General features: G+C 43.9%; 14 protein-coding genes. 5 read left to right on the forward strand and 9 right to left on the reverse strand.

The window, feature by feature from the left end; translation table 11 throughout:
* The first annotated feature begins 1 nt into the window (after position 1).
* Positions 2–895 (forward strand): DUF4249 family protein, encoded by an 894-nt coding sequence (locus GVT53_RS08895; protein WP_166248324.1) that lies wholly within the window; start codon positions 2–4, stop codon positions 893–895.
* Positions 896–903: 8 nt separating this feature from the next.
* On the opposite strand, the gene GVT53_RS08900 is transcribed toward GVT53_RS08895, so the two are convergent.
* Entirely contained in the window at positions 904–2223 is a 1320-nt protein-coding gene (locus GVT53_RS08900; protein WP_166248325.1) for a GntP family permease, read from the reverse strand.
* A 57-nt stretch (positions 2224–2280) separates the two neighbouring features.
* Here GVT53_RS08900 and GVT53_RS08905 point away from each other — a divergent pair, with 57 nt between their 5' ends.
* A complete protein-coding gene (locus tag GVT53_RS08905) occupies positions 2281–2517 on the forward strand; it encodes a DUF6095 family protein (protein ID WP_166248326.1) in 237 nt (78 codons plus the stop codon).
* On the opposite strand, the gene GVT53_RS08910 is transcribed toward GVT53_RS08905, so the two are convergent.
* Positions 2514–3233 (reverse strand): DUF4294 domain-containing protein, encoded by a 720-nt coding sequence (locus GVT53_RS08910; RefSeq protein WP_166250448.1) that lies wholly within the window; start codon positions 3231–3233, stop codon positions 2514–2516. The genes GVT53_RS08905 and GVT53_RS08910 overlap by 4 nt on opposite strands.
* Positions 3234–3335: 102 nt before the next feature.
* Here GVT53_RS08910 and GVT53_RS08915 point away from each other — a divergent pair, with 102 nt between their 5' ends.
* Together GVT53_RS08915 and GVT53_RS08920 are read left to right on the forward strand one after the other, a co-directional pair.
* The gene (locus GVT53_RS08915; RefSeq protein WP_166248327.1) at positions 3336–4424 is read left to right on the forward strand and encodes a M42 family metallopeptidase; all 1089 of its coding nucleotides are present in this window, start codon (positions 3336–3338) and stop codon (positions 4422–4424) included.
* Positions 4425–4507: 83 nt separating this feature from the next.
* Positions 4508–5056, forward strand: a complete 549-nt coding sequence (locus GVT53_RS08920) for an NUDIX hydrolase (RefSeq protein ID WP_166248328.1) — start codon at positions 4508–4510, stop codon at positions 5054–5056.
* Here GVT53_RS08920 and hisS read toward each other — a convergent pair.
* Together hisS and GVT53_RS08930 are read right to left on the reverse strand one after the other, a co-directional pair.
* Positions 5040–6428, reverse strand: coding sequence for a histidine--tRNA ligase (gene hisS, locus GVT53_RS08925; RefSeq protein ID WP_166248329.1), 1389 nt, complete (start codon positions 6426–6428; stop codon positions 5040–5042). The genes GVT53_RS08920 and hisS overlap by 17 nt on opposite strands.
* Before the next feature lie 178 nt (positions 6429–6606).
* On the reverse strand, positions 6607–7077 hold the full coding sequence (locus GVT53_RS08930) for a DUF6495 family protein (protein ID WP_166248330.1): 471 nt from the start codon (positions 7075–7077) through the stop codon (positions 6607–6609).
* 171 nt (positions 7078–7248) lie between these two features.
* Between GVT53_RS08930 and GVT53_RS08935 the strand changes: the two genes are divergently transcribed.
* On the forward strand, positions 7249–7713 hold the full coding sequence (locus tag GVT53_RS08935; protein ID WP_166248331.1) for a DUF4168 domain-containing protein: 465 nt from the start codon (positions 7249–7251) through the stop codon (positions 7711–7713).
* Between the two features lie 68 nt (positions 7714–7781).
* Here the strand turns inward: GVT53_RS08935 and GVT53_RS08940 are convergent, their stop codons facing one another.
* The 5 genes from GVT53_RS08940 to GVT53_RS21035 form a co-directional block, all read right to left on the reverse strand.
* Positions 7782–10499: a T9SS type A sorting domain-containing protein gene (locus GVT53_RS08940; RefSeq protein ID WP_166248332.1), complete on the reverse strand. Its 2718-nt coding sequence runs from the start codon at positions 10497–10499 to the stop codon at positions 7782–7784.
* A 589-nt stretch (positions 10500–11088) separates the two neighbouring features.
* Positions 11089–13176, reverse strand: a complete 2088-nt coding sequence (locus GVT53_RS08945) for a fibronectin type III domain-containing protein (protein WP_166248333.1) — start codon at positions 13174–13176, stop codon at positions 11089–11091.
* Between the two features lie 5 nt (positions 13177–13181).
* The gene (locus GVT53_RS08950) at positions 13182–18020 is read right to left on the reverse strand and encodes a hypothetical protein (RefSeq protein WP_166248334.1); all 4839 of its coding nucleotides are present in this window, start codon (positions 18018–18020) and stop codon (positions 13182–13184) included.
* Between the two features lie 434 nt (positions 18021–18454).
* Entirely contained in the window at positions 18455–18700 is a 246-nt protein-coding gene (locus GVT53_RS08955; RefSeq protein WP_166248335.1) for a hypothetical protein, read from the reverse strand.
* Positions 18687–22211, reverse strand: coding sequence for a deaminase domain-containing protein (locus GVT53_RS21035; protein WP_240905184.1), 3525 nt, complete (start codon positions 22209–22211; stop codon positions 18687–18689). Before GVT53_RS21035 ends, GVT53_RS08955 begins: the two co-directional genes overlap by 14 nt.
* Positions 22212–22239: the final 28 nt, after the last annotated feature.

Below are 22239 nucleotides of genomic sequence, written 5' to 3' on the forward strand. Positions count from 1 at the left end.
CATGAAAAAGCTACTGACCTTCATTTTTATTGCTCTGATACTCGGTTCCTGTGAAGATGTCGTCGATGTTGATCTATCAGAGACAGAATCCAAACTGGTAGTTGATGCCGTTTTGCGTGTGGACAAGGAACAACAATTCATAAATGTCCGTATAGGGCTTAGGACCAGCAGTATTTTTTTCGAAGAAAACCAGCCCGTGCAGGCCGAAAACGTGACCATATCCTATGGCCAATTGAACGACGAAGGAACATTTGACAACCTATCCACATCATCCTTGGTCGAGGAAACACCGGGCTCGGGAATATATATTCCAGACCCCAATTTGCCAACGGACCAACGCATACCTACATCGGCAGCCGAACTGGGAACGGTATTCATTTTGGAAATCGATTATGAGGACAAGTATTATTTTGCCCAGACCGAATATGCCCCGACCGTTCCTATTGACAATCTGGAACAAGGTGACGAAGTATTTTTTGATGAAGAGCAAACAGAGGTCAAAGTAACATTTACGGATGATGGGAGCACAGACAACTTTTATGTGTTCGATTTTATGTTCGGTGAATTTCAAACCGTGGAAGACGAGTTTTTCCAGGGCCAACAGTTTGAATTTTCTTTTTTCTATGATGAAGAGACCCAACCCGGCGATGAAATAACGGTGAGCATTTTAGGGGCCACACGGGGCTTTTACAATTATATGGACTTGGTATTGGAACAGACCGGCAATGGTGGAGGGCCTTTTCAGACACCCGTGGCCACAGTTCGCGGAAACGTTTTTGATATTACGGGTTCGGAGAATGTTACGGTAATCGACGATGTGGAAAGCCCCAATGATTTTGCGTTGGGCTACTTTGCCGTGGTTCAGGAATATCGGCGCAGCCTTATAATCGAATAACTCCGGAACTATACAAGTGCATATAACAGCAGTATCATCAAAATGCCCACAATTCCCTGAACCAACGTACCGAGGGTATGTCCCCGTAGAGCCGTTTTAACCTTCATGTTCGAAAATTGGGACACCACCCAAAAATAACTATCGTTGATATGGGAGACCGTCATGGCCCCTGCCCCAATGGCAAGAACCGCCAAGGCCTTATCGGTAATGGATACCAACCCGAAGGTCTCCAATAACGGGGCAATGATTGCCGATGTGGTTATGATGGCAACCGTGGAGGAACCTTGGGCCGTTTTGAGCACAGCTGCTATGGCAAAAGCAATCAAAAGTCCACCGACTCCGGTACTGGACTCCAAATTAATGATGGATGCAATGTCCATGGTCCGTAAAATGGCACCAAAAGCACCCCCAGCTCCTGTAATGAGCACAATGGCCCCGGCCTGTTTGAACGCTTCGGGCACCCATCCTTTTTTCTCATCCGAAGGAACATTTCTTCCCAAGGCAAATGCAAAGAAAACACCAATCAATAAGGCGATTACCGGGCTGCCCAGAAAACTGAAAACTTGGAACACCATCCCTTCACCCAAAGGGTGGGTCGGGTAATCCACTATAGATTTCATTGCGATCAAAATTATAGGAACAAGCAAAGGCAAAAAAGCTTGAAAAGGCTTTACTGTGGCGTGAACAACCTCTTTTTCTTCCCGTACGTTGGCAGTTTCATCTTCTTGTAAGGATTTGCCAATGAACCGTGCCCAAAAATATCCTGAGATAGAAACCGGAACGGCAACCATAAGTCCAAAGATGAGCACCATTCCCAAATCTGCACCTAAAATGGCCGCGGCCGCCAAGGGGCCCGGTGTGGGAGGCACAAAAACGTGCGCGGAATACAATCCCGTGGCCAAGGCAATGGCAAAAACCAAGGCAGGTATACCCGTTTTTTTGCTGATAGCTTTATTTAAAGAAGAGAGAATGATATACCCGGAATCACAATACACTGGAATGGAAATGACAAATCCAGCTAGATTGATGGCCAAGGGAGAGCGTTTTAACCCGATAAGTTTTAAAATACTATTGGCCAACACTTGAGTGCCGCCAGTCTTTTCCAAATAAATACCGATTACGGTACCGAACGCAATGACCAATCCAATGCCCGAAAGCGTATTGCCAAACCCTTCCGCCATGGTGGACATGATATTGCCAGGTGCTATTCCCAACAAAAAACCAGAGGCCACAGCGGCAATGGTCAAAGAAAATATGGGGTGCATTTTAAATTTTACCGTCGCAATTATGATGAAGAGGACAACAACCCCGAGAACTAGAATTTCCATGGTCAATTTTTAGCGCTATTCCCTCTAAATATAAGCTAATATTCCTATTTTGGTCCTATGAGGCATACCAACAAGGAACTTCTGGTAAAGGGAATAAAATCGTTTGGCTACACGGTACTCGCCATGTTTATGGGGCCATTTTTGATTTACGAAGCATTCAAAAATGAGGGGCACCCCTTTTATTGGCCTGTTTTGATTTTAGGCATTATCTGCGCCATTTTGGCCATTTACCTCGGATTTAGGTCCGTAAGTATTGTGATGGATGCTGTTTTCGGTAAAAAACAAGAAGACTAATTCCCCGTGCTGGGCGGTTGGTTTTTCCATTTATTGGAAAGTTGGGCATAATCATAGTCCAGAACGGATTTTTGCCGCTCCAATCGGCTTGCAGCAAACGCCCGTTGCAGAATATCTTCGATGAGATAATCTTCGTGTACTTCTTCGGGACGAAATTCTTCTTTTAAACTGATCTTGAACAAACTGGCCGTGGTATTGTACCAGAACGCCCTCCAACCACTTCTTAAATCCTTTACCAAATCAAAAGCGGTTGTACCTGTTTGACGGTGAATCAGTTTGACCAGAATCTGCCCTTCGGTACGGGTCAATTTTTTAAGTTCTTCGGAAAACTCACCTTCTATATATTTTTGAACCTTTCGTGTATATCGCCTTTGGTGCCTACGCTTTTTGATATGTTGGAGACTATCGTTCAGCTCCACCAGCCGTTCGGCGGCCAATTTGGCATAGGGATATACTTTTAAGGTTTTACGGCGAAGAATGTAGTACCGTAATTTATCCTCACGACTGGCAAAGTCCAATTTTCCGAAAATATAGACCTCTTCGAGCTCAATGGAACTCATCAAAATGGAATCCCCTTCGAACCGAACATAGTAGTCCTCTATGGAATCATTGGCTATGGAATCCATTGGACTTATAATGGAATCCCCTTTCGATTCCTGGGCCCATCCAAAGCCATAAATAGTTAAGAAAATAACTAAAAAACAGATACGTAGCATCATATTTCTTTCTCAAAAGTCTTGCCAAAAGTAAGTATAAAGGTGTGATTTGGCTATTAAATAAAAGTGAATATTCTTAAGTTTGTGTTCTAAATCAGATACATGTCAAAAGAGAAAATCATTAACGAAAAATCCCTTGAATTTTTAGAAAAATACCTGAACAATCCATCCCCAACGGGATATGAATGGGAAGGACAGAAAATTTGGATGGACTACGTAAAACCGTATGTGGATGAATTTATCACGGACACTTACGGAACTGCCGTAGGGGTTATCAATCCAGATGCGAAATACAGGGTGGTCATCGAAGGGCATTCCGATGAAATTTCTTGGTACGTCAACTATATCACCGATGAAGGTTTGCTTTACGTTATCCGAAACGGGGGTAGCGACCATCAGATTGCACCATCCAAATGGGTGGACATCCATACCAAAAATGGTATCGTAAAAGGTGTATTTGGGTGGCCGGCCATACATACCAGGAACAAGGCTAAGGAAGAACCACCAAAATTGGACAACATTTTTATTGATATAGGTGCCAAGGATAAAGAAGAGGTGGAAAAAATGGGCGTTCACGTAGGTTGCGTGATCACCTATCCCGACCAATTCCATATTTTGAACAAGGATAAATTTGTTTGCCGAGCGTTGGACAACCGAATGGGCGGCTACATGATCGCTGAGGTTGCACGCTTGCTCAAAGAAAACAAAAAAGAATTGCCTTTTGGATTGTACATTACCAATTCCGTACAAGAGGAAATTGGGCTACGTGGTGCCGAAATGATCACGCAGACCATTAAGCCGAACGTAGCGATCGTAACGGATGTATGTCACGATACCACTACCCCGATGATCAATAAAAAAACGGAGGGAGAGACCAAAATTGGTGACGGTCCTGTGATTTCTTATGCGCCTGCCGTGCAGAACAAGTTGCGCGAGCGTATCTTGGAAACCGCAGAGGCCAACAAGATTCCTTTCCAGCGCAATGCATCTTCTCGATATACCGGTACCGATACCGATGCTTTTGCCTACAGTAATGGCGGTGTTGCTTCTGCATTGATTTCATTGCCGCTACGATACATGCACACCACAGTGGAAACCGTTCATAAAGATGATGTGGAGAACGTTATACGCTTGATTTATGAAACCTTGTTGAACATTAAAGAAGGAGAAACGTTCAGTTATTTTGATTAACTGGATTCGGTCCATCTTTCGAGATAATAAAATTTGTCACCCCGAGCCAGCTTCGGGGTGACTTTTTTTTATCTTTATGTGATATGGATGAGCTAGTTGACATTTTGGACGACCAAGGAAAACCGACAGGGCAATCTTGTTTAAAATCGGAAGCACACCAAAAAGGCCTGTTGCACCCAACGGTTCATGTATGGTTGTATACTCCCGATGGCCGGGTTTTAATACAACAAAGGAGCAAAAACAAGGCCACGCATCCCTCACTTTGGGATGTCTCGGTGGCAGGGCATGTTTCGGCGGGAGAAAATATTGTTAACGCTGCCGTTAGGGAAGTAGCGGAAGAGGTTGGACTTACGGTATCGGAATCCGATTTGGAGCTGCTGTGCACCTTCAAGGCCATTCATAAAATATCCGAAGACTTTACCGATGCCGAACTACACCACATTTTTTTGTGCCAATTAACCGTTCCCTTGAACCAACTCAACAAACAAGAAAGTGAGGTTGATGATTTGGCGCTTGTTCCACTTTTTAAGTTTGCCGAAGAAACCTGGGGCCTCGCCAGTGTGGGCAAATACGTACCTCACGGACCCACCTATTACAAAACCATTATCAAAGCAATTAAAAGTCGGACGTGACTTTTTCCGCAAATTCCCGGAGCGCATCGAGAGCATACTCCTTTTGGTCGCCGGTTTTCATGTTCTTGACCACAAATTTGCCATCCGTCAACTCTTGCTCTCCCAAAAGAATCACATACGGAACTCCCCTCTTATCGGCATACTTGAACTGTTTCTGCACTTTTGTATCCGTAGGGTATAAATCGGCACGCAATCCTTGTTTTCGCAGTCCAGAGACCAATTTTAAGGCTGCCATTCCTTCTCGCTTTCCAAAATTCAGGCAAAGCACGTCCAAGGAGGAATCCAAACTATCCGGGAACAGGTTCAATTCTTCCAAAACCAGGTAAATACGGTCCAATCCGAAGGAAATACCGACCCCGCTCACATCCTTGAGTCCAAAAATGCCGGTAAGATCATCATACCGACCGCCGCCACCAATGGAACCCATTTTTACCCCCTCGGGTGCAGCTACTTCAAAAATTGCGCCTGTGTAATAATTAAGACCACGGGCAAGGGTCACATCCAATTGAAGTCTTGCCGATTGGAGTCCGACCATATCCACCGTGGAAATAATCTCTTCCAATTCGGAAACTCCCAACATTCCCACTTCGGAGTCGGCAAGAATGGTTTTTAGCTTTTCCAACTGCTCGGAAGCGGTTCCTACCATATCAAACAAAGGCTGGGCTTTGGCTATGGCTGCTTCGGAAATGCCTTTTTCCATCATTTCAGCCTTGACCTTCTCCTCTCCTATCTTGTCCAATTTGTCCAGAGCGACGGTAAAATCGACCAACAAATGTTTGGCCCCAATCACTTCGGCAATTCCTGAAAGTACTTTTCGGTTATTGATTTTGATGGTGGCGCCTGTCAGGCCCAAATCGGTAAAAACGGCATCGTACAATTGTACAAATTCCACTTCTTGAAGCAAGGAATCCGCTCCCACCACATCGGCATCGCATTGGTAAAACTCGCGAAAACGCCCTTTTTGGGGACGGTCGGCACGCCATACGGGCTGAATTTGATACCGTTTGAACGGAAAATCAATCTCGTTCTGGTGCATCACCACATAACGGGCGAAAGGTACTGTAAGGTCGTAGCGCAACGCCTTTTCGGAGATTTTAGGGGTCAGCGAAGCAGAATTTTTAGAGCTGTAGGTCACATCATCCACTTTGGAAATAAAATCCCCTGAATTCAAAATTTTAAAAATCAAGCGGTCGCCTTCATCCCCATATTTGCCCATCAAGGTCTCGGAATTCTCGAAAGATGGCGTCTCTATCGGTTGGAAACCATAGGTTTCAAAGTGTTTTTTAATGGTTTGGATGATATAGTTGCGCTTGGCCACCTCTGCCGGTGAAAAATCGCGGGTTCCTTTAGCTATGGATGGTTTTTGTGCCATGTGGTATTAAAATTCCTATGTAAATATACAGTTTTGATTAAAGGGTCAAGGTCAAATGAGTAAAGGCTTAACCAGATTCTTCTTTTGATAGGTTCTCGACTGCGCTCGAACGGACAAGCAGGTTTATTCTTTCTTGAACCCAATATTTGAAGTCTGACATCTGATGTCCGAGATCTGATTATTCCACAATCTGTTCAAACCATTGATACAGCTCACCTTTGGTGATAACGGCCCCTTGCTTGATGATTTCGAACTTGTCCACATTTTTATCCTCACCATACGCCTTGGAAGCCGTAAGGTATTCTACAAAATCGGACTGGTAATTACGTTTGAACCAGCCAAAACCAACCTCGGTCCTTAGGTCAATTTCCGGGTTTAGGATTTTAACGGAAAGCAACTTCATTTCCTTATCCGTTAAATGGAACAGGTGCATATGCCTTTCGGAAACATTTTCAAGATACTCCACCTTGTTCAGGACACCTTCCCATATCAAATCGCTAAAAACATCGATTTCCTCCTCGGCCAACTCTGGTTTTTCCTTTTTAAGGGTATCCCACTCCTCCGCAGTAATGGACTGGGTGGCCAAAAAGTTGATGAATTCCGGATGGAGCTCCTCTAATTGCTCCTTTGTCAGTCGTCTGTACTTCATGCTGCAAAAATATAAAAGGTAAGTCAGAACCCCTTCGTTTTTAGGCCAAGAAAACCGTCAAATCCATTGATCAGAGGTATTCGCTTTAAGTTTACCTTAACCTTGAATGTTTGGCAAGCCTCTTTAAATATTGTAGTTTCGGAAATTAACATGTATTAAAAAGAAGATAAAATGACATTTTTGAAATCAATGAAAACGTTCATGGTCTGTATGGCAACCATTGGCGCGGCAGCTTTTTCCCAAATAAACGCCCAAGAGCAGGTAGAGGTCAGCGATACAGAACTGAACAAGATAGCTTCCGCTTTCCAAGACATCCAAAAAGTGAATATGGAAGCGCAGCAAAAAGTAATGAAAACCGTTGAGGAAAGTGGTTTTGAGGCCAACCGATTCAACGAAATGTACCAAGCTGCCGCTTCTCCCGAAAAAACGGTAGATGCCAGTGACGAGGAAAAGGAACGATTTGGCAAATTAATGAACGAGATACAGCAGATGCAGGTAGGCTTCACCCAGCAAATCGAAGAAATTATCAGCAATGAGGGTCTGAGTATGGAAAGGTACCAAACCATTGCCATGGCATTGCAAAGCGATACGGAACTACAGGGGCGGTTAAAAGCGGCTTTGGAACAACAGCAGTAACTCAGCTTTTAAATGATTTTATAAAAAAACCCGAGCAAATTGCCCGGGGTTTTTTATTCTAAGCCGTTTTAGTTAAGTATCAACTTTTGAATTGAAATACCGAACTGAGTCTCCAAAACAACTACATACAAACCTGATGGCAAACCTGATATATCCATTGGTATATCATACGTTTCGCTGCCAAATGCTTGTTCCTGACGGATAAGATTATTGCTGGCCAAACCAAATATTTTTAAACTGATATTGCTAGGGGCACCTAACTGTACCCCCACATTGAAGTTCCCCGTTGTTGGATTGGGATAAAGAATAAAGTGTTGTATTTTTTTACCTGTGTCGTTTTCCTGTACCTCTTCAGATATTCCATCGCTCTCCAAAACGAGTATTTTTTTCGTTTCTGTTGACAGGCAATCTCCGCGGTACGCCAAAACACCCACTTCATATTCGCCAGGTTGATTAAAGACCATTTCCAATTCGTCTGAATTTTTGCTCAATACAATGGCCTCCTCCGGAACCACCCACTCCAACGTGTCGGGAATTGGATAGCTAAGGTCTACCGCCAAAACGGTTTCGCCTGTCAATACTTGTGTGGACAATGCAAATTCCGCATTGGTTTGGTCGGGTTGCCCAAGTATAACCGAGGTTTGATATTCACATTGATTGGCATCCCGTACGATAACCTCATATACTCCCGACTCCAATTCGTCAAAAATTGGCTGTTCTTGAAAACTTAGACCTGAATTGTTCGAGTATTGGTATGGGGCTACACCACCCGAAGCGATGATTTGGATTTCACCTTCATTTCCCAAGAAACATTCGGTAAGATTGGGCATTGCTGTCGCCGTTAATTCTGCGACTGGTTCATGAATTACAACCACTTCGGTCACTGTTGGAACAATGGAGTTGTCGGAAGCAGACAATATGTATGTGCCGCTGGAAAGTCCTGAGATGGTTTTTTGGTCGGGCGCTGAAAAACTGATATCACCTTGTTTTTTCCATGTGTAGGCAAAAGGGGGGATTCCTGTTACCTCAGCAGTGATCGAACCTGTAAATGAGCCTTTACAGCTTACATCCATTGTATTCAATTGAATGATGGCCAAGGGGTCCGGTTCGTTGATCTCTATGGGGACATCGAGTGTGGCTTGGCATCCTTTTGCATCTAACACGATTACCTGATAAGTCCCTGCTTCCAAACCTACCAAATTCGTTTCTGAGGATTCGACCGTGGGTTGGTAAGGTTGGTCGTCCTTGGTCCAACTAAAGATATATGGAGGCTGTCCGTTTTCCAATAAAACCTCAAAGCTTCCATCACTTTCCCCATTTAAACTAACAGGTGTCTGGGAAATATTTTCAACGGTAAAAAAGCCTTCGGGTTCTTCGATGACGATGGGTTCGTTGTCATTGGTAACCTGACATTCCCCGTCCGAAACGAAATAAATATACTCTCCGGCTTCCAAATTTGTTCGTACGGAGCTATCTTCTTGTGTGTCCAACCAGCCAATGGTATAGGGGCCTCCGGTGCCTCCTGAAACATCAAGTTCGATGGCTCCTGTGGCCTCATCTTTGCAAAGCACATTGGTGGTGTTGACCTCAACGGTAAGCAAGGGATTGGCGTAATCAAATTGATATATTTCCTGGGCTATATTTTCACCGGTATCCGTTACCGTAACAGTATATTCGCCCTGCCCCACATGTATGGATTGCGTGGTTTCCCCTGTGGACCATTCATAAGAATAAGAGTTTGTCCCCCCTACTCCCTGTGCTTTAAGGGTTCCCTGGTCTCCTTCACAGGTTATCCCGATAGTTTCGGTTATTTCAACGGTCAATGGGTCCAACTCTATAATCTCAAATGGTGGTTCCACTTCAGTTGAGCATCCTGTATCAGCATCTTCAATGGTCAGAACGTAGCTTCCTGATTCCAATTGACTTAAATTGTAGGGATTTTGTGGTTGGAATTCAACACCATCCTTTTCCCAGTGGAGAAGATAATTTCCACTACCCCCGATAATGTTTTGAATTACGATGGATCCTGTGGGCAGGAAATTTGGGTATGTGCCCGGTTGTGTTTGCAGATGGGAATCGAGTTGGGGACTTGCGTTATCTGCATCAACCATAAATACTTGGGACTCATAATTACAATTGTGGCTATCGGTCAAGGTTAAGCTATATGTCCCTTCCGGTAGGTTGACCAAATGGGTGTCGGTGGAACCTTGGGGCAAGACGAAATCATTTTCGTCTCTTTTCCAATTAAACGTATAGGGTGGGGAGCCTCCCGAAGGTGTTATGGTAATTTCGCCATCGTTACCGCCTTGGCAGGTAGCATTAATAATGTCGTCTAGTTCAATATTGAAGAGATCGGGTTCTCCGATAGTTACTGGCTCTTGCCCTCCAACGATAAAGTTGTTGCCCACTTTAACATTCCAATGCATTGTATAATCTCCTGCCCCTAGCTCATTACTTGTGTAATTTAATATATTCCCCTCAAAATCAGACTTGAGAAGTGGAGGTGACATATGTTTTTCCGCATCCCCTATCTTAAATACCAAAACCATTGACTCATCATCTTTTAAAGGGCTATCAAAAGTCGCAATTATTCCTCCATCCTCCCCTCCTGGACAAGTCACATCTTCTCCAACCAAATTGTTCTGGACATCTGGGTCTAAAACGGGGACGCAAGGGTTAATATCTATATTCAATAAACTTGAAACAGTTCCCTCTTCGTTGTGGTATACTTTTAAATACACCACTTCACCTTCTTGGACTCCATCTATCTCTGAGGGTTTGAACATATATGGGTTGGAATGCTTTCCATAAGGCAAGAGCACTTGTTCATTATTGTTAATAATTATGGATAAGGAATAATTGGTATAACATCCATTGTTGATATTTGCAATTCGAATGGGCTGAGATTCGCAAAGACCCATTTCTGTTAAATCATTTATATTCTTTAAATTAACAATTTTATATACATTAAAATATTCAACATCAAACTCAGGAGTTGCCTGACCATAACCCCAACCATTATTTATACATCCTAAAAAGGTATATTCATTTTCTGAATAAGCTAAAGGGCAAGAGGGGTTTGGATCCCCATTTGCAAGTTTTTTTCTTACATACCCATATTCATTTCCACTTGTGACTATCTTATCAATGGATTTATTATGAACGTCTGTTCTATTAACCCAGAACAGTTGATATGCTGTATTCAAGTTATCTTCATTGAAATTTTCTAAATCCATATATATACCATAACTCCTAGGTGAGCATTTTCCATTATCCGTGCCTACAAATTCAACCTTATATTTATTTTGGGCAATTGTGAAAAACGGAGTGAAAGCAAAAACCAATAACAGAAACCAAATTGTATTCTTCATTATTCTAATATTTTATGTCAATTTCCTCCCACTGGCTTGTGCTGCCATCAGTAAAAACCGCTTTTATGCCATATCCATAATTGGAATTTGGGATAAGGTTTGTGTCCAAAAATTGGCCCGTGGACGGTTCAAAAATTTTGTATAAACTGTAAGCTCCTTCATTCTCCTTTTTGAACAATTGTATTTCCAGTACGTTAGGTTGATTATAGCGCCATGTCAAGGTAACATGCTTGCTTTCCCGGTCCACCATGGCATAAAATCCCTTAATGTTCGGCTTTAACAACGCTTGCGGCGTTGTAATGGTTACCACAGGAGATGGTTTGCTTTCCAGTCCAGCAGTGTTCATCGACGTTATGGTGTAGCTGTATCTGGTATTGGGTCCGATCTTGACATCCTTGAATGTCGTCAAGGACAGATCCTTGGTTTCAAAAATATTTTCCCATAAACCATTGGTCAACGAAGGGTCTCTTCTATAAATAATTTGCTTAGCGAGTCTATCCGAAGAACTTCTTGTCCATCTTAACAGAACGGTATCCCCCAAGAGTTCATATTCCGTAAAAACAGGGCTTGTCGGTGGCACACGACTGGGACGTTCCAGTACCAAAGTATCCGAGGGTTGGGATTCGTTATAACGTAAATCCGAGGCGATGACTTGATAATATACCTTGTTGGTAAAGCTTTTTATGTTGATGGTATCCTTAAAATTAGTTTCAAAAATCTCTCTTTTGGTCAATCGGGTGAATTCTTGGTTGTCGCGGTCGGCTCGAAGTACCGTGTACCCCTTTAAATCCATTTCGGTATTGGGGTGCCAAGATAATTGCACCACCCCGAGCGTATCCATTGTACCCTGAAGTCCAACAGGCTTATCGGGGGGAATGGAATCCACAGGCTGAATCATGGCGGGCGAAGAGTCTTGATGATCTCCAGCTATTCCGTGTGCCCTGACCTTAAAATAATTGATGGTTTCCAGTCCATTGTATTGAAAGCTTCTTATTTGCTTGTCCAGCGCCGTGGCCACTTCCTTGTAGGGACCTATGGCCTTGGACGCTCGAAGCACATCAAAATTTGTCAGCTTCCATGCCTCATCTTTTGGAAAATCCCATTGCAGCCCGACTTCTTTTTCTGAAAGAATTTTGTTTTTAGTGAATTGGGGCACTGCCAACAGTTCTTTAAAAGCAATAATGGATGTGGTATCGGAAGGTGGCCCCACTTCATCAAAAAAAGTTCTTCCCCTTACACGATACCAGTACTTTTTTCCATATTCCGGAATACTATCCGTAAACGATATTCCCGATACATCGGTAACGGCCAATTTGGTAATGGGCACATCGTTTATCTTCTTAAATGTTGTGCCATCCTCCGATTTTTCCAGGTCATAGGTGGTATAAAAATCCAGTAATCCATCGTATTCCCAAATCAGTACAAAGGCATTGTTGTAATAATACCCTGCAAAATCATAAGGCTTGGGTAAGCTGAATTGCGCTGTAGGCGCTATTAAAATTCCGTATTCATCAATTTTTAGGATTTCTGGAGGAGTTGCCGGTCTTATATTGTACAAATATCTTTCCCCTTGTTTCACGTCATTGTCCATATAACCAAGACCTGCATATTGTGCCGCAACAAAATCTTGATCAATGGCAAACATGGAAAACCCAAAACGCTGTTCCAACTCACCACTTTCGTTCACCACCCTCATGAATAAGCTTTCATTCTCATCATTTACCGAAAAACTTTCCCCATAAATTGCTTGGGCCGCTACTGCGGCCATATCATTATCTTTGATAAGGGATTCCCACTCCGATAATGGTTTGGGCTTAACGGGTCTACCTGACAACAGTATTTTTTCTGGTTGTTCCAAAGGACTGCCATCCCTGAAAATGGTTACTCTTTCCACATGGTACCCATATTCATTTCCATACTTCCAGGCCCATTTGTCGTTAACAGCCCAACGTAGATATATAGCTTCCTTTTTGGCGAAACCTTTTACAACTATTTTGGGAGCTTGTATGGTATCCAAAGTTTCGTCCTGGGTCCATCCAAAAAAAACGAAGAGAATAAAAAACCAGAATCCGTATGCTCTTTTTTTATCCATCTTTTTTAGAGCGAGTTTTTATAAATAATGGTTTGTGAATTTCCAGAACTTTTGTTCGGTAAAACATAACTAAATCGAACCCGATATTTTTCTTGTCTTATAAATGGAAACCTGCCCCACATGATGTGCTCGTATTTTTGAAGTTTGACCTGATTATTTACATCGTCCACCAAATACCGGTTGGATACTTGATATTGTAAATCCTTAAAATCGGAATAATAGGTAATGGGCAGATGCCAACGATAAGGGAAATACGTATTTAAAAAGTTGTTTCCATCATCAGTTTGCTGGTAGTTCACATAATTAGAACTGATTTGAATCGATTTCTTTGGTGGAATACCCAAGACCGCTGTGTTCCTTTGCACCCTTAAATCTCCATCCAAAGGATACTCTGCATAGACCAAAGAATAAATGTCCTTTTTGTAATATTCATCATCCAAGACTGCATCGAATTTTATCAAAGCTGTGTTTTGAGTATAGACAGTTCCCACAAGTTCTTCGATACTGAAAGGCTCATACTCCTCCATGATCAACGACATTCTAGCCACATTGGATATGGCGTCTGAATCTTGGTAGCCATCCAGATAGGTAATGGTATTTTTGACCTTCATTGCATTCATTTTTTCCTTGAACGTATCATGGCGGCTTGTTGTAAATGAAAAGTTCAATCGGGAAATAAAAGCCCCGCTTTTAGCGCTGCCAACTATACTATTGGTCGAGATTTCCAAATCCTCCGAAACTTGGCTGAATTCCTCTTGCGTCATTACCAAGGATTCCTCCACATCACTCGGATTCAAAGTGATCAATGCATAGGTATAGGTTGTTTCATTCTTTAGGTTGGGGATTGAAAAATTCAGTCGTTTTTGGGAAGCTATATATTGAAAATCAGCTTTGATCTTGTTCCCCGATTCATCCAAAAAGTATAATTCATCCTTGTACCCATTCCCAAAAAGATATTCTTGTCCGGAATGCAATTGAACGTAGCCCTGATTGCTCTCCTTGGGCAACATATATTTCTGGTCCACAACAGGATACATGTATTTTATATTTTTTCTTGGAATATAGGTTGGCGCGGTACCTGTGGTAAAGGTGACTTCTTTTTCCTCGATTATGGGTTTTCCATCCTCCCTTACCATTATCCAACTGTTCCCTATTTTTTGCTGAAAACCAACTTTGACCTTCACATATATTTCTTCCTCAGGAGGAAGGATCTCGAATGATTTGAATACCAAAAGATCCTGTTCTTGATTAAACTCGTACGCTCCCTCGATGGGGTTTCCTTGGTTGGTAATGATAAAATCATCCAAATGTACCCTGTAGGTTTTCCACCCCTCATCATCCTGTATACGAAGTTCACTCTCCATTGGCGCATTAAAGGCCACTTGGACAGCATCGAAAACGTCGACATCCCTATAACCGTCACCTGGCATGACATCCGAAATCATTACTATATCTTGAATTCCAGACTTGCCCACGATCTCACACTCTTCACCAATGGTCACTTTTAATCGGGTCCGAATACTTACTACCCCCAAAACCTTTACATCGATGCCTGCATACCCTCTTATAAACCAAGGGTTGGGCAATTGGGCCTGTGCCAAAACGGCAAGTCCTGCTTTTAAAATCGGAACACGCTTACGCATGCCGAACAACTTGACCTGTGCCCCAATTTCCCCTTGTAGATATGCATATAATTGACCGGTGGCGTACCATCCATCCATACCTAGCGGTCCAGATTTTCCCAAACAATGGGCATCGCCAAAATCACGGAGCATCAAATCAAAACCTACTCCTGCCCGTACACTGGCATAAACGATTCCCCAGTCAATTTCTTTGCCCACGGAGAAGGATGCGCCGAACGCATATCCTGCACCTTCCGTCAAATTTTGGTCGAAGTTTCGTCCAAATAGAAGTTCATCCCCTTTAAGATTTAGAATATCGATGACATTTTGTGGCGGCCTTGCTGGGTCTGGAAGAATGGTTCCCGTCATAAAGTACAGGTCTACTTTTGCCGTAAGCGGGCCAATGGGAATGCCCTGCAATCCAAAACGTTTGTAAGGCGTTCCCACATAAATGTACCAATCCTCTGGAGCATTGTAGAACTCCAAATAGCCTAAACGATTCTTTTCCCCTGCCCCCTTTATAGGCCCGGCATTCAGGAAAACATCGAACATGCCCCAATAGGTACGGTTCTCAAAATCAAAATCTATAGCGACCTGGGCGGCAAAAAGTTCCTCTCCTGTAAGCACTTCGGGGAAAACATGATCTACAAAGTATTGAATGCCTTCACGGTCTATGGACAGCTCGTGGAAATTTGACAGCGATGCCTCTTTGTCGGATACTTGTTGCTGCATATCACCAACCGAACCGAAGGGGTCTCTTGATTGCCCCCCTCCCTGTATCAAAGCAGCTGCCCCATAGAATCCCAATCTACTTAGCCCTCCTCCGTTGGTGGCCGAGTTAAAACTCATTTCTATAGCGACCAGCCCTGTAAAAGCCGCTCCTTTTTTCACCTCAAATGCTGCAAGGGCCTTAAATCCAAGACCAATATTTTCATCTGGAGCATAATATATTCCCGACATGGAGCCAGCAGCATCGTTTAGGCCAGATTTTCGCATGTGGTGGTACACCCCACCGCCAATATCATAGATCGTAAAATTTGGGTTGTCGGAGCCCGTTGGCCTTCCATGGGCATCCACATACCAATAGCGGTACTCCCCTGTATTTCCGAACAAGCCTTGTGCCCCTATTTCAATACCGAGACTTTCGGAATACAGATCCAGCTCTCCGGCAAAACCTTTTCCATAGACTGCATTCTCCCTAAAAAATGCCAATCGACCACTGAATTCAAATCCTTTTCGGGTAACATCCACTTGTACCTCACTAACTTCGGTGGTATGGTATTTCCATTTTAAATAATCACCGTCCTCCAATTTGCCAAAAATATGGACCCTTACATCCCCATGTATTCCAGATTCATCCAAATTGATATAACTGTTCATGGACAGCCTTGCCTCATCATTACCGATGGTTTCCATGGAAACATCATAAACTCCCAGTTCAAATCCTGCAATTTCGGGAGGAGCGATGGTATCCAAATAGCCAGCATATCCAATGGACAAATAGGGTCGCTCTTTGGTCTGAATATGTAGATCTTGGAATTTAAGCCCTGAAAATGTCAGTAATTCTTCATCCGAACCTGATACTTGGGCATTTTGTTCTGGGTCGAATGCCATTATCCCGGAAAGATTGGCCTCTGGATAAAACTTCTTGTCCTCCACCTCTAAATTGATGTAAGACTCCTTAAAGATTCTTGCTTTTGAACTGAAAATATTGAAGGGAACGTCTTCTTCCACCTTAACCTTGACAAAATAATCCTGATTGGAAGAAATGACTCCAGAGTAACCCAATTGTCCACCAGAACTTTCCGAATCGCTTATGGGCAAGACGATTCTTCCGCTAAAACCGGCTTTCATAAACCGGTTCACTTTAATATCTACTCCCAAAGAGTCCAGAGAGAACTGCCATTTATTCGCATTTCCCTCATCGATACCGATAATGTTGGTAGCAAAAAAATCGCCGGACACCCCAAAATTGTCCAACAATAAATTTTGTGCACCTATGCTTACGCGTTCATCGGAATTTCTTTTACCAAATTCTTCGGGGAGATATACTTTCACTTCTTCCGCAAAAAAGCCTCGCCACAGATTTTCATTGCCCGGCACCAATAGATTCTGTGCCGTGTACATTTGAGGAAAGTCCATACTTGCGGAATTGGCGGTATCGCTCAGATCCAGCACCGTGTTCTGCATTTTAAAGCCCCATTTGGGCAAAGCCCTGAGCTCGAAGGGTGGCAGGTCGAGCTGAATGAGCAAATCGTGTATGTTGGTGGTGTGCATAGAAAAGTTGGCTCCCACATAGCTATCGTTCCCCACCGCTTTTTCTCCACTGCCTGGCTCCGTTTTGTCCGGATACTTGATTTTACCGTTTTCTGTAATTGGAATGGCCACGGTTTTGGCGATACGTACATCGGCACTTATGGAAAGCTCCCTGATCTTTCCCTCGCAGTTGATGGTGATAAAGGTTTGTCCATTCGCTTCCCCGCTTGGGTCAATACCTCCCAAAAAGGTAAGCAGCCATTGCCCTCCGCCCATACCAACGGGAACATCGATCAATAGATTAAGGCTTGCCTCCTCATAAATACCTCCATTTTTGGAAATCCTTACATTGGTGGCACTGAACATAAGTTCTGTGTTCAACTCGCCCAGTTCCACTTTGGCAAACAGGTCAACCTCTGTGTAGGTGGGGTGGTATTCCATACGGAAGATGCCCAAGGTGATGTATGAATTGGATTTGTTGGAGGAATCCTCGGAATCGGGGGAAATATTCTGCCGTATTCCCACGGGCAGCTCAACAGCCTGTTCCCCTCCTATAATTTGTATAAAGCGTTGTTCATCCTCAATAATTTGGAAAACCTTTTGGGCATCATTCAATATTTTTTGGGTCTCGGGCTCAATATTGAACTGTTGTGCCACATAATCGGGCGAAAATTCGGCCACATTGTCCCACAGTCCAGAATGAATGTCCATATTGGGGGATTCCAGCTCGGAAAAGCTCCTGAATTTAGTTTTGGACACTTGCTTTTGGGACTTCTGCTTTTGCCATCGTTGCAGCAAACCTGCTATATTGTTTTGTTTTAAATCTGTGGTATCGGTTTGGCCATGACCTATATTCCGCAAGGGGTGCGTAGGTTTACCTTTGGTAACCGAATCGATCGGCGCGGTTGTTGCCCACAAGGAGACACAGCACCATAACAGTGAAATTGTAAGTAGGTTGGTTTTCATATAGTTTTGTTGCCGCTGCACTTTAAAATGAACGGACAAGTGGTAAGTAAGGCAATACTTCACAAAATTTGGGGCATGAATTTACGGATGCCCCGTTTGAATTGACGAATGCACCAAATGAGTTAACGAAAATCCAAACAGGAAATATTTTTTCCCGTTTTTAACTACTTTTTACAAAGAGTGAATGTTACCAAGAAAACAGTTTTGGTGTATTAAAAAAATTAATGTGGTGATGGAGATTGAGCTTTTGGCTACGAATTCTCGAGTATTTACTTTATTCTTAAAGTATCTCAAAGAACTTTTATATGATAATTTCAATATCTTACTCATATTCGGCACCAGCCTGGAGGCTCGCGCTAGCGGGGGGCAATCAAATCATCAGCCTTTTGGCTCGATAATTTCAGGATTTGATAGGAACCTCCTTAGTTCTAAAATCACCAATCAATCTCCCCTTCTTCTCGCATCTTATATTGTAACGCTGCCAATTTGTAGCCTAAACCAAAAATGTCTTCCGGTTTAAATTTACTTACCCTTAATTTACAAAAATGCACTTCGTCTGGGATATGTTCAATAATTTCAAAATCTGTGCCTCTAAACCTATTATGATTTTCGATAGCTTTCTCTAATAATTCTGGAAAAGTAACTGATACTTTAAAAACTAATTCTTTATCTAACTCCATCGATTAACTTTATTTCTATGTTAGGAAACATCTCACTAAACTGTTGTATAACACCTTGACAAGAGGTACAGTATGGATTTTCTGATACGATTTTTAATGTTCCCTCTATTTTATCGTTTACTTGATTTTTAACTCCTCCTAATTTTTTAGCTAAGTCATTCAACATTCGATATTCCGAATCTGTAATTCTTACCCAACTTCCCGAAACCCCAACTGATTCTACTGCATCAAAAATATGGGTTTCTAATTCAGCATCTTCAATCGAAACACTCTCCCACATTTTATTATTATTGATATCAACATTTGGTATATCCCCTTCCAAATACCCATAATTTCCTCCTCCGGTTTTTCCAGTTCTGTAATCACGTATTTTATTTAGAGCGTCTTTGATTTCTTCAACTGAAGCAAGCTTTGATTTTTTCAATGAACCTATCAGGCTTGTATTGTCTGCACAGCTTCCCAAGGCATTAATGAAAGGCTGTTTTCTACTAGTCTTTAATCCGTCAAACGCTGCTTGTATTGCATCGTCCGCAATTTGTGGGTTGGCTGCCCTAAAAGCATGCACTGCATTGATATTGTCGATACTTTTTAAAGAAGTGCTTCCATTTGAAAGTATTTTCCAACTCTCGACCAAATCAGGGTTCTCCGCAATCGCCTCGGCAAACTCCTTGTCCGTAAGGTCGTCACTTAGCTTTTGGAGCTGCGCCGCATCCAAGTCCAATCTCTTAAGAACATCCACCAACCGCTCCGTCGCCTCCTTGGAGAACTTTACCAAAACGGTGGTGCCATTGGCTAATTTAACAATTTTTCCCGCATTTTTCACCGTAGTGGCATATACCAAGGGTATGGTGGAGGCAAAGGAGATGGCTGCACTGGTACCGTCCCCTTCAATGGTATACCATATGCCGTTGGCCACATCAAAAACCTCTCCGGCCACGGGCACCATGCCCGCGGCATCCAATACCAAATGCCCTGCCGCGGAGCTAAACACCTGCCCAAAAAGGTAATCGAGAGCCGCTGCGGTGTCCACATCATACTCGGGCACAGCGATGGGCTCCCATCTTCCGTTGCCCCTGTTGTACTGGTAGTGGATTATCCAACCTTCTTGGTCGGCAATGGAGTACACATGGGCCACACTACCGTCAATGGCCACCACTTTGCGCAAAAAGCCGCCATAGCCAAAGGGGTTATAGGTTCCCATAAAGTATTCGGTAAACCCGTCGTAGTCCAAGCCTGGCAAACAGGTAGTGTACCCCTGCTTTTCAATGGGCAACAAGTTCCATTGTATATCGCCCCAATCCGTAACCAAGGTTCCCTCGCCTGTTGTGTTTATGCTTTCAGGTTGGTATTGTGCCTCGTACAAAATGGGAGCACAGGTTTTTTCCTCTTTTATGTACCTAAAACGGATGTTTTTCGGGTCTGGAAGTGCTCCAAAATCATAGGGCTCTGAATCTTTATTGATTTTATAGCCCGTAAACTCATTTCCCTTTTTATGGGCTTTGTACTCGCCTGCATTGGTACCATCCTCAATGGTAAAACTCTGTAAGGAACCATAAGCGGTAATCCCGTTTTTGACCGTATAATATTTTACGGGCACCTCTCCAGACAACGCTACGGGTACTCCCGCCGGCGACACATAGACTACAATGTTTGTTTCGGTAGTTCCTTCGAGTGCAAGAGCATCTTCGGGGTCAAAGGCAATTTCATTGGGGCTGGATGAGGCATCTCGGAAACTCTCCGCATCTTGTATACTTTCCTCAAGATCGTTGTACGCCTGTATCTGGTTGGCAGTGTTATAACCCTCTGGGTTGGGGCCTCCTTGGGTGGCCTCGTTTATCAAGTCTAAGCTAGCAGCATTATAGGCACTGTGATTGGCTGCCAGTTCGTTCCTTATGTTTTGGGGAATGGATTCATCGGCCAATAGTTCCTCCACATAACTTTCCTGCTGCTCGTTTTCAGTTTCAAGTTGCTCTATTTGCTCTGGAGTTCCAGTAAAGTTTTGGAGCAGCTCCCGTATGGACGAAGCAAGCTCCCCTACCGTCTCCACCACATCGCCCGTGTCCACAATACTGCCCATGGTGGGGTCATACTCTGTGATCACGGTACCTTGGGCAAGCTGCCTGTCCGTGTTCACCAATATATTGGTGAAGTGCACCGCCAGTTTTATGTTGCCCAAATAGGGCAAGCGGGTATAGCCCCTCCCCGTAAAGTAACCGTTGCCGCCGTGCACCTCGGTGGCCACCACTTGGAAGTCGCCCGCGGTAAAGCTCTCGCCTACGCCCAATTGGGGCAAGGGGTCTTGGTTGGTAATGTCCACATCGGGAGACACGCCGCATTGGTACAGATCCTCTTCCTCGGTCTCCAGATTGGTGGTAAACTGCCGTAGGGGGCTCCAATCGCTCTCGGCCACGGCACAGGTCTTTTGTAACTGGTATTCATAGGTGGTGTCGGCCTGTAAATCCCAAAGCGTAGTCCAGTTGGCTGTGGTCTGGTTATGGAACCATGCGTTCCCGTTGCCCTTGGCACGGTACCGTACCTTAAACTGGGGTACGCTGGTACTGTTGTCCTCCCAAAAAATGTTGGCTTGGTTGGCGCCCCTTACCTCATGGTATATGCCATTGGGCACGTAGCAGCCTTCTATATGCTTGAACGAAAATATTTGGCTGTACCCTTGGTTCAGGAACATGCCAATGTCCTCTGCTCCCTGTTTGGCCCTAGCCTGTACACGCCAAGCGTATGTTCTGTTGGGCAGCAGCATGGGGTCGCTTGGGCCATACACGTAGGTGGTGGCATTGGTGGTAGTGGTGAACATGGGTGTAGAGCCCAAAAAAGCGGCCTGGGGGTCCAATGCGTTGTCCCAAATCTCCACCAAACTGAGCTCGTACTCCACTTGGCTTACGTTGATGTGCCGTGGCGTCCATTGGAACACAATGTTCTGAGGGCTACGTTCCACGATATCGCTTCCATTTTCGGGCAATACCAAGATGGGCGGACTGTTCTTGAATACGTTTATAGCGGTACAGGCGTTGTTGGAGAGCCGTTTGCCCGTGAGGACATCGAACACCTGAAAACAGACTTGATAAACGCCATCGGGGATGGGACTGCCGTACACATTGGGGGTTATCCCCGTAAGGTTGCCGAACTCAAAATACGGGGCGAGCTGGGTATGTTCCAGCACGGTGGGGATGCCGCCTTCCAAAAAGAACGGTGTGGCCCCGATGACATTTTCGTTGCTCTGGAAACCGATGCCGTTCCCGTTGAACGATACCTGTAAACGTACCTGCCGGTCGGAAATCTGGAAATCGTTGAGTACAATTTGTACCCGCAACGGTCCGTTCAGTGTCCCTGCATTGGCAAAATCGGAGAAATTGGCAGGTGCGGGAGGGTTGGCCTGCGCAATCACTTGTACGGGAAAGGACTGGGCTATGGACAGATGGCTGTGCAGCAGTAAGCAGCATAACATTGGCCAGTACAACCATTTTCTTTTTGCTGTGTAGACGGTCATTTTCATAAGTAGGCATTTTAATCGGCAGGCTTGG

Origin of the sequence: Flagellimonas oceani, from assembly GCF_011068285.1 — a bacterium.
Taxonomy (GTDB): Bacteria; Bacteroidota; Bacteroidia; order Flavobacteriales; family Flavobacteriaceae; genus Flagellimonas; species Flagellimonas oceani.

Coding starts and splice junctions, on each gene's coding strand:
- GVT53_RS08940 (WP_166248332.1), bottom strand. CDS start 10,499: ATGTTCAAACCCTCAGAGATAGATGGAGTCCAAGAAGGTGAAGTGGTG.
- GVT53_RS08920 (WP_166248328.1), top strand. CDS start 4,508: ATGGATGAGCTAGTTGACATTTTGGACGACCAAGGAAAACCGACAGGG.
- GVT53_RS08895 (WP_166248324.1), top strand. CDS start 2: ATGAAAAAGCTACTGACCTTCATTTTTATTGCTCTGATACTCGGTTCC.
- GVT53_RS08910 (WP_166250448.1), bottom strand. CDS start 3,233: ATGCTACGTATCTGTTTTTTAGTTATTTTCTTAACTATTTATGGCTTT.
- GVT53_RS21035 (WP_240905184.1), bottom strand. CDS start 22,211: ATGAAAATGACCGTCTACACAGCAAAAAGAAAATGGTTGTACTGGCCA.
- GVT53_RS08945 (WP_166248333.1), bottom strand. CDS start 13,176: ATGGATAAAAAAAGAGCATACGGATTCTGGTTTTTTATTCTCTTCGTT.
- GVT53_RS08930 (WP_166248330.1), bottom strand. CDS start 7,077: ATGAAGTACAGACGACTGACAAAGGAGCAATTAGAGGAGCTCCATCCG.
- GVT53_RS08915 (WP_166248327.1), top strand. CDS start 3,336: ATGTCAAAAGAGAAAATCATTAACGAAAAATCCCTTGAATTTTTAGAA.
- GVT53_RS08935 (WP_166248331.1), top strand. CDS start 7,249: ATGACATTTTTGAAATCAATGAAAACGTTCATGGTCTGTATGGCAACC.
- GVT53_RS08955 (WP_166248335.1), bottom strand. CDS start 18,700: ATGGAGTTAGATAAAGAATTAGTTTTTAAAGTATCAGTTACTTTTCCA.
- GVT53_RS08905 (WP_166248326.1), top strand. CDS start 2,281: ATGAGGCATACCAACAAGGAACTTCTGGTAAAGGGAATAAAATCGTTT.
- GVT53_RS08900 (WP_166248325.1), bottom strand. CDS start 2,223: ATGGAAATTCTAGTTCTCGGGGTTGTTGTCCTCTTCATCATAATTGCG.
- hisS (WP_166248329.1), bottom strand. CDS start 6,428: ATGGCACAAAAACCATCCATAGCTAAAGGAACCCGCGATTTTTCACCG.
- GVT53_RS08950 (WP_166248334.1), bottom strand. CDS start 18,020: ATGAAAACCAACCTACTTACAATTTCACTGTTATGGTGCTGTGTCTCC.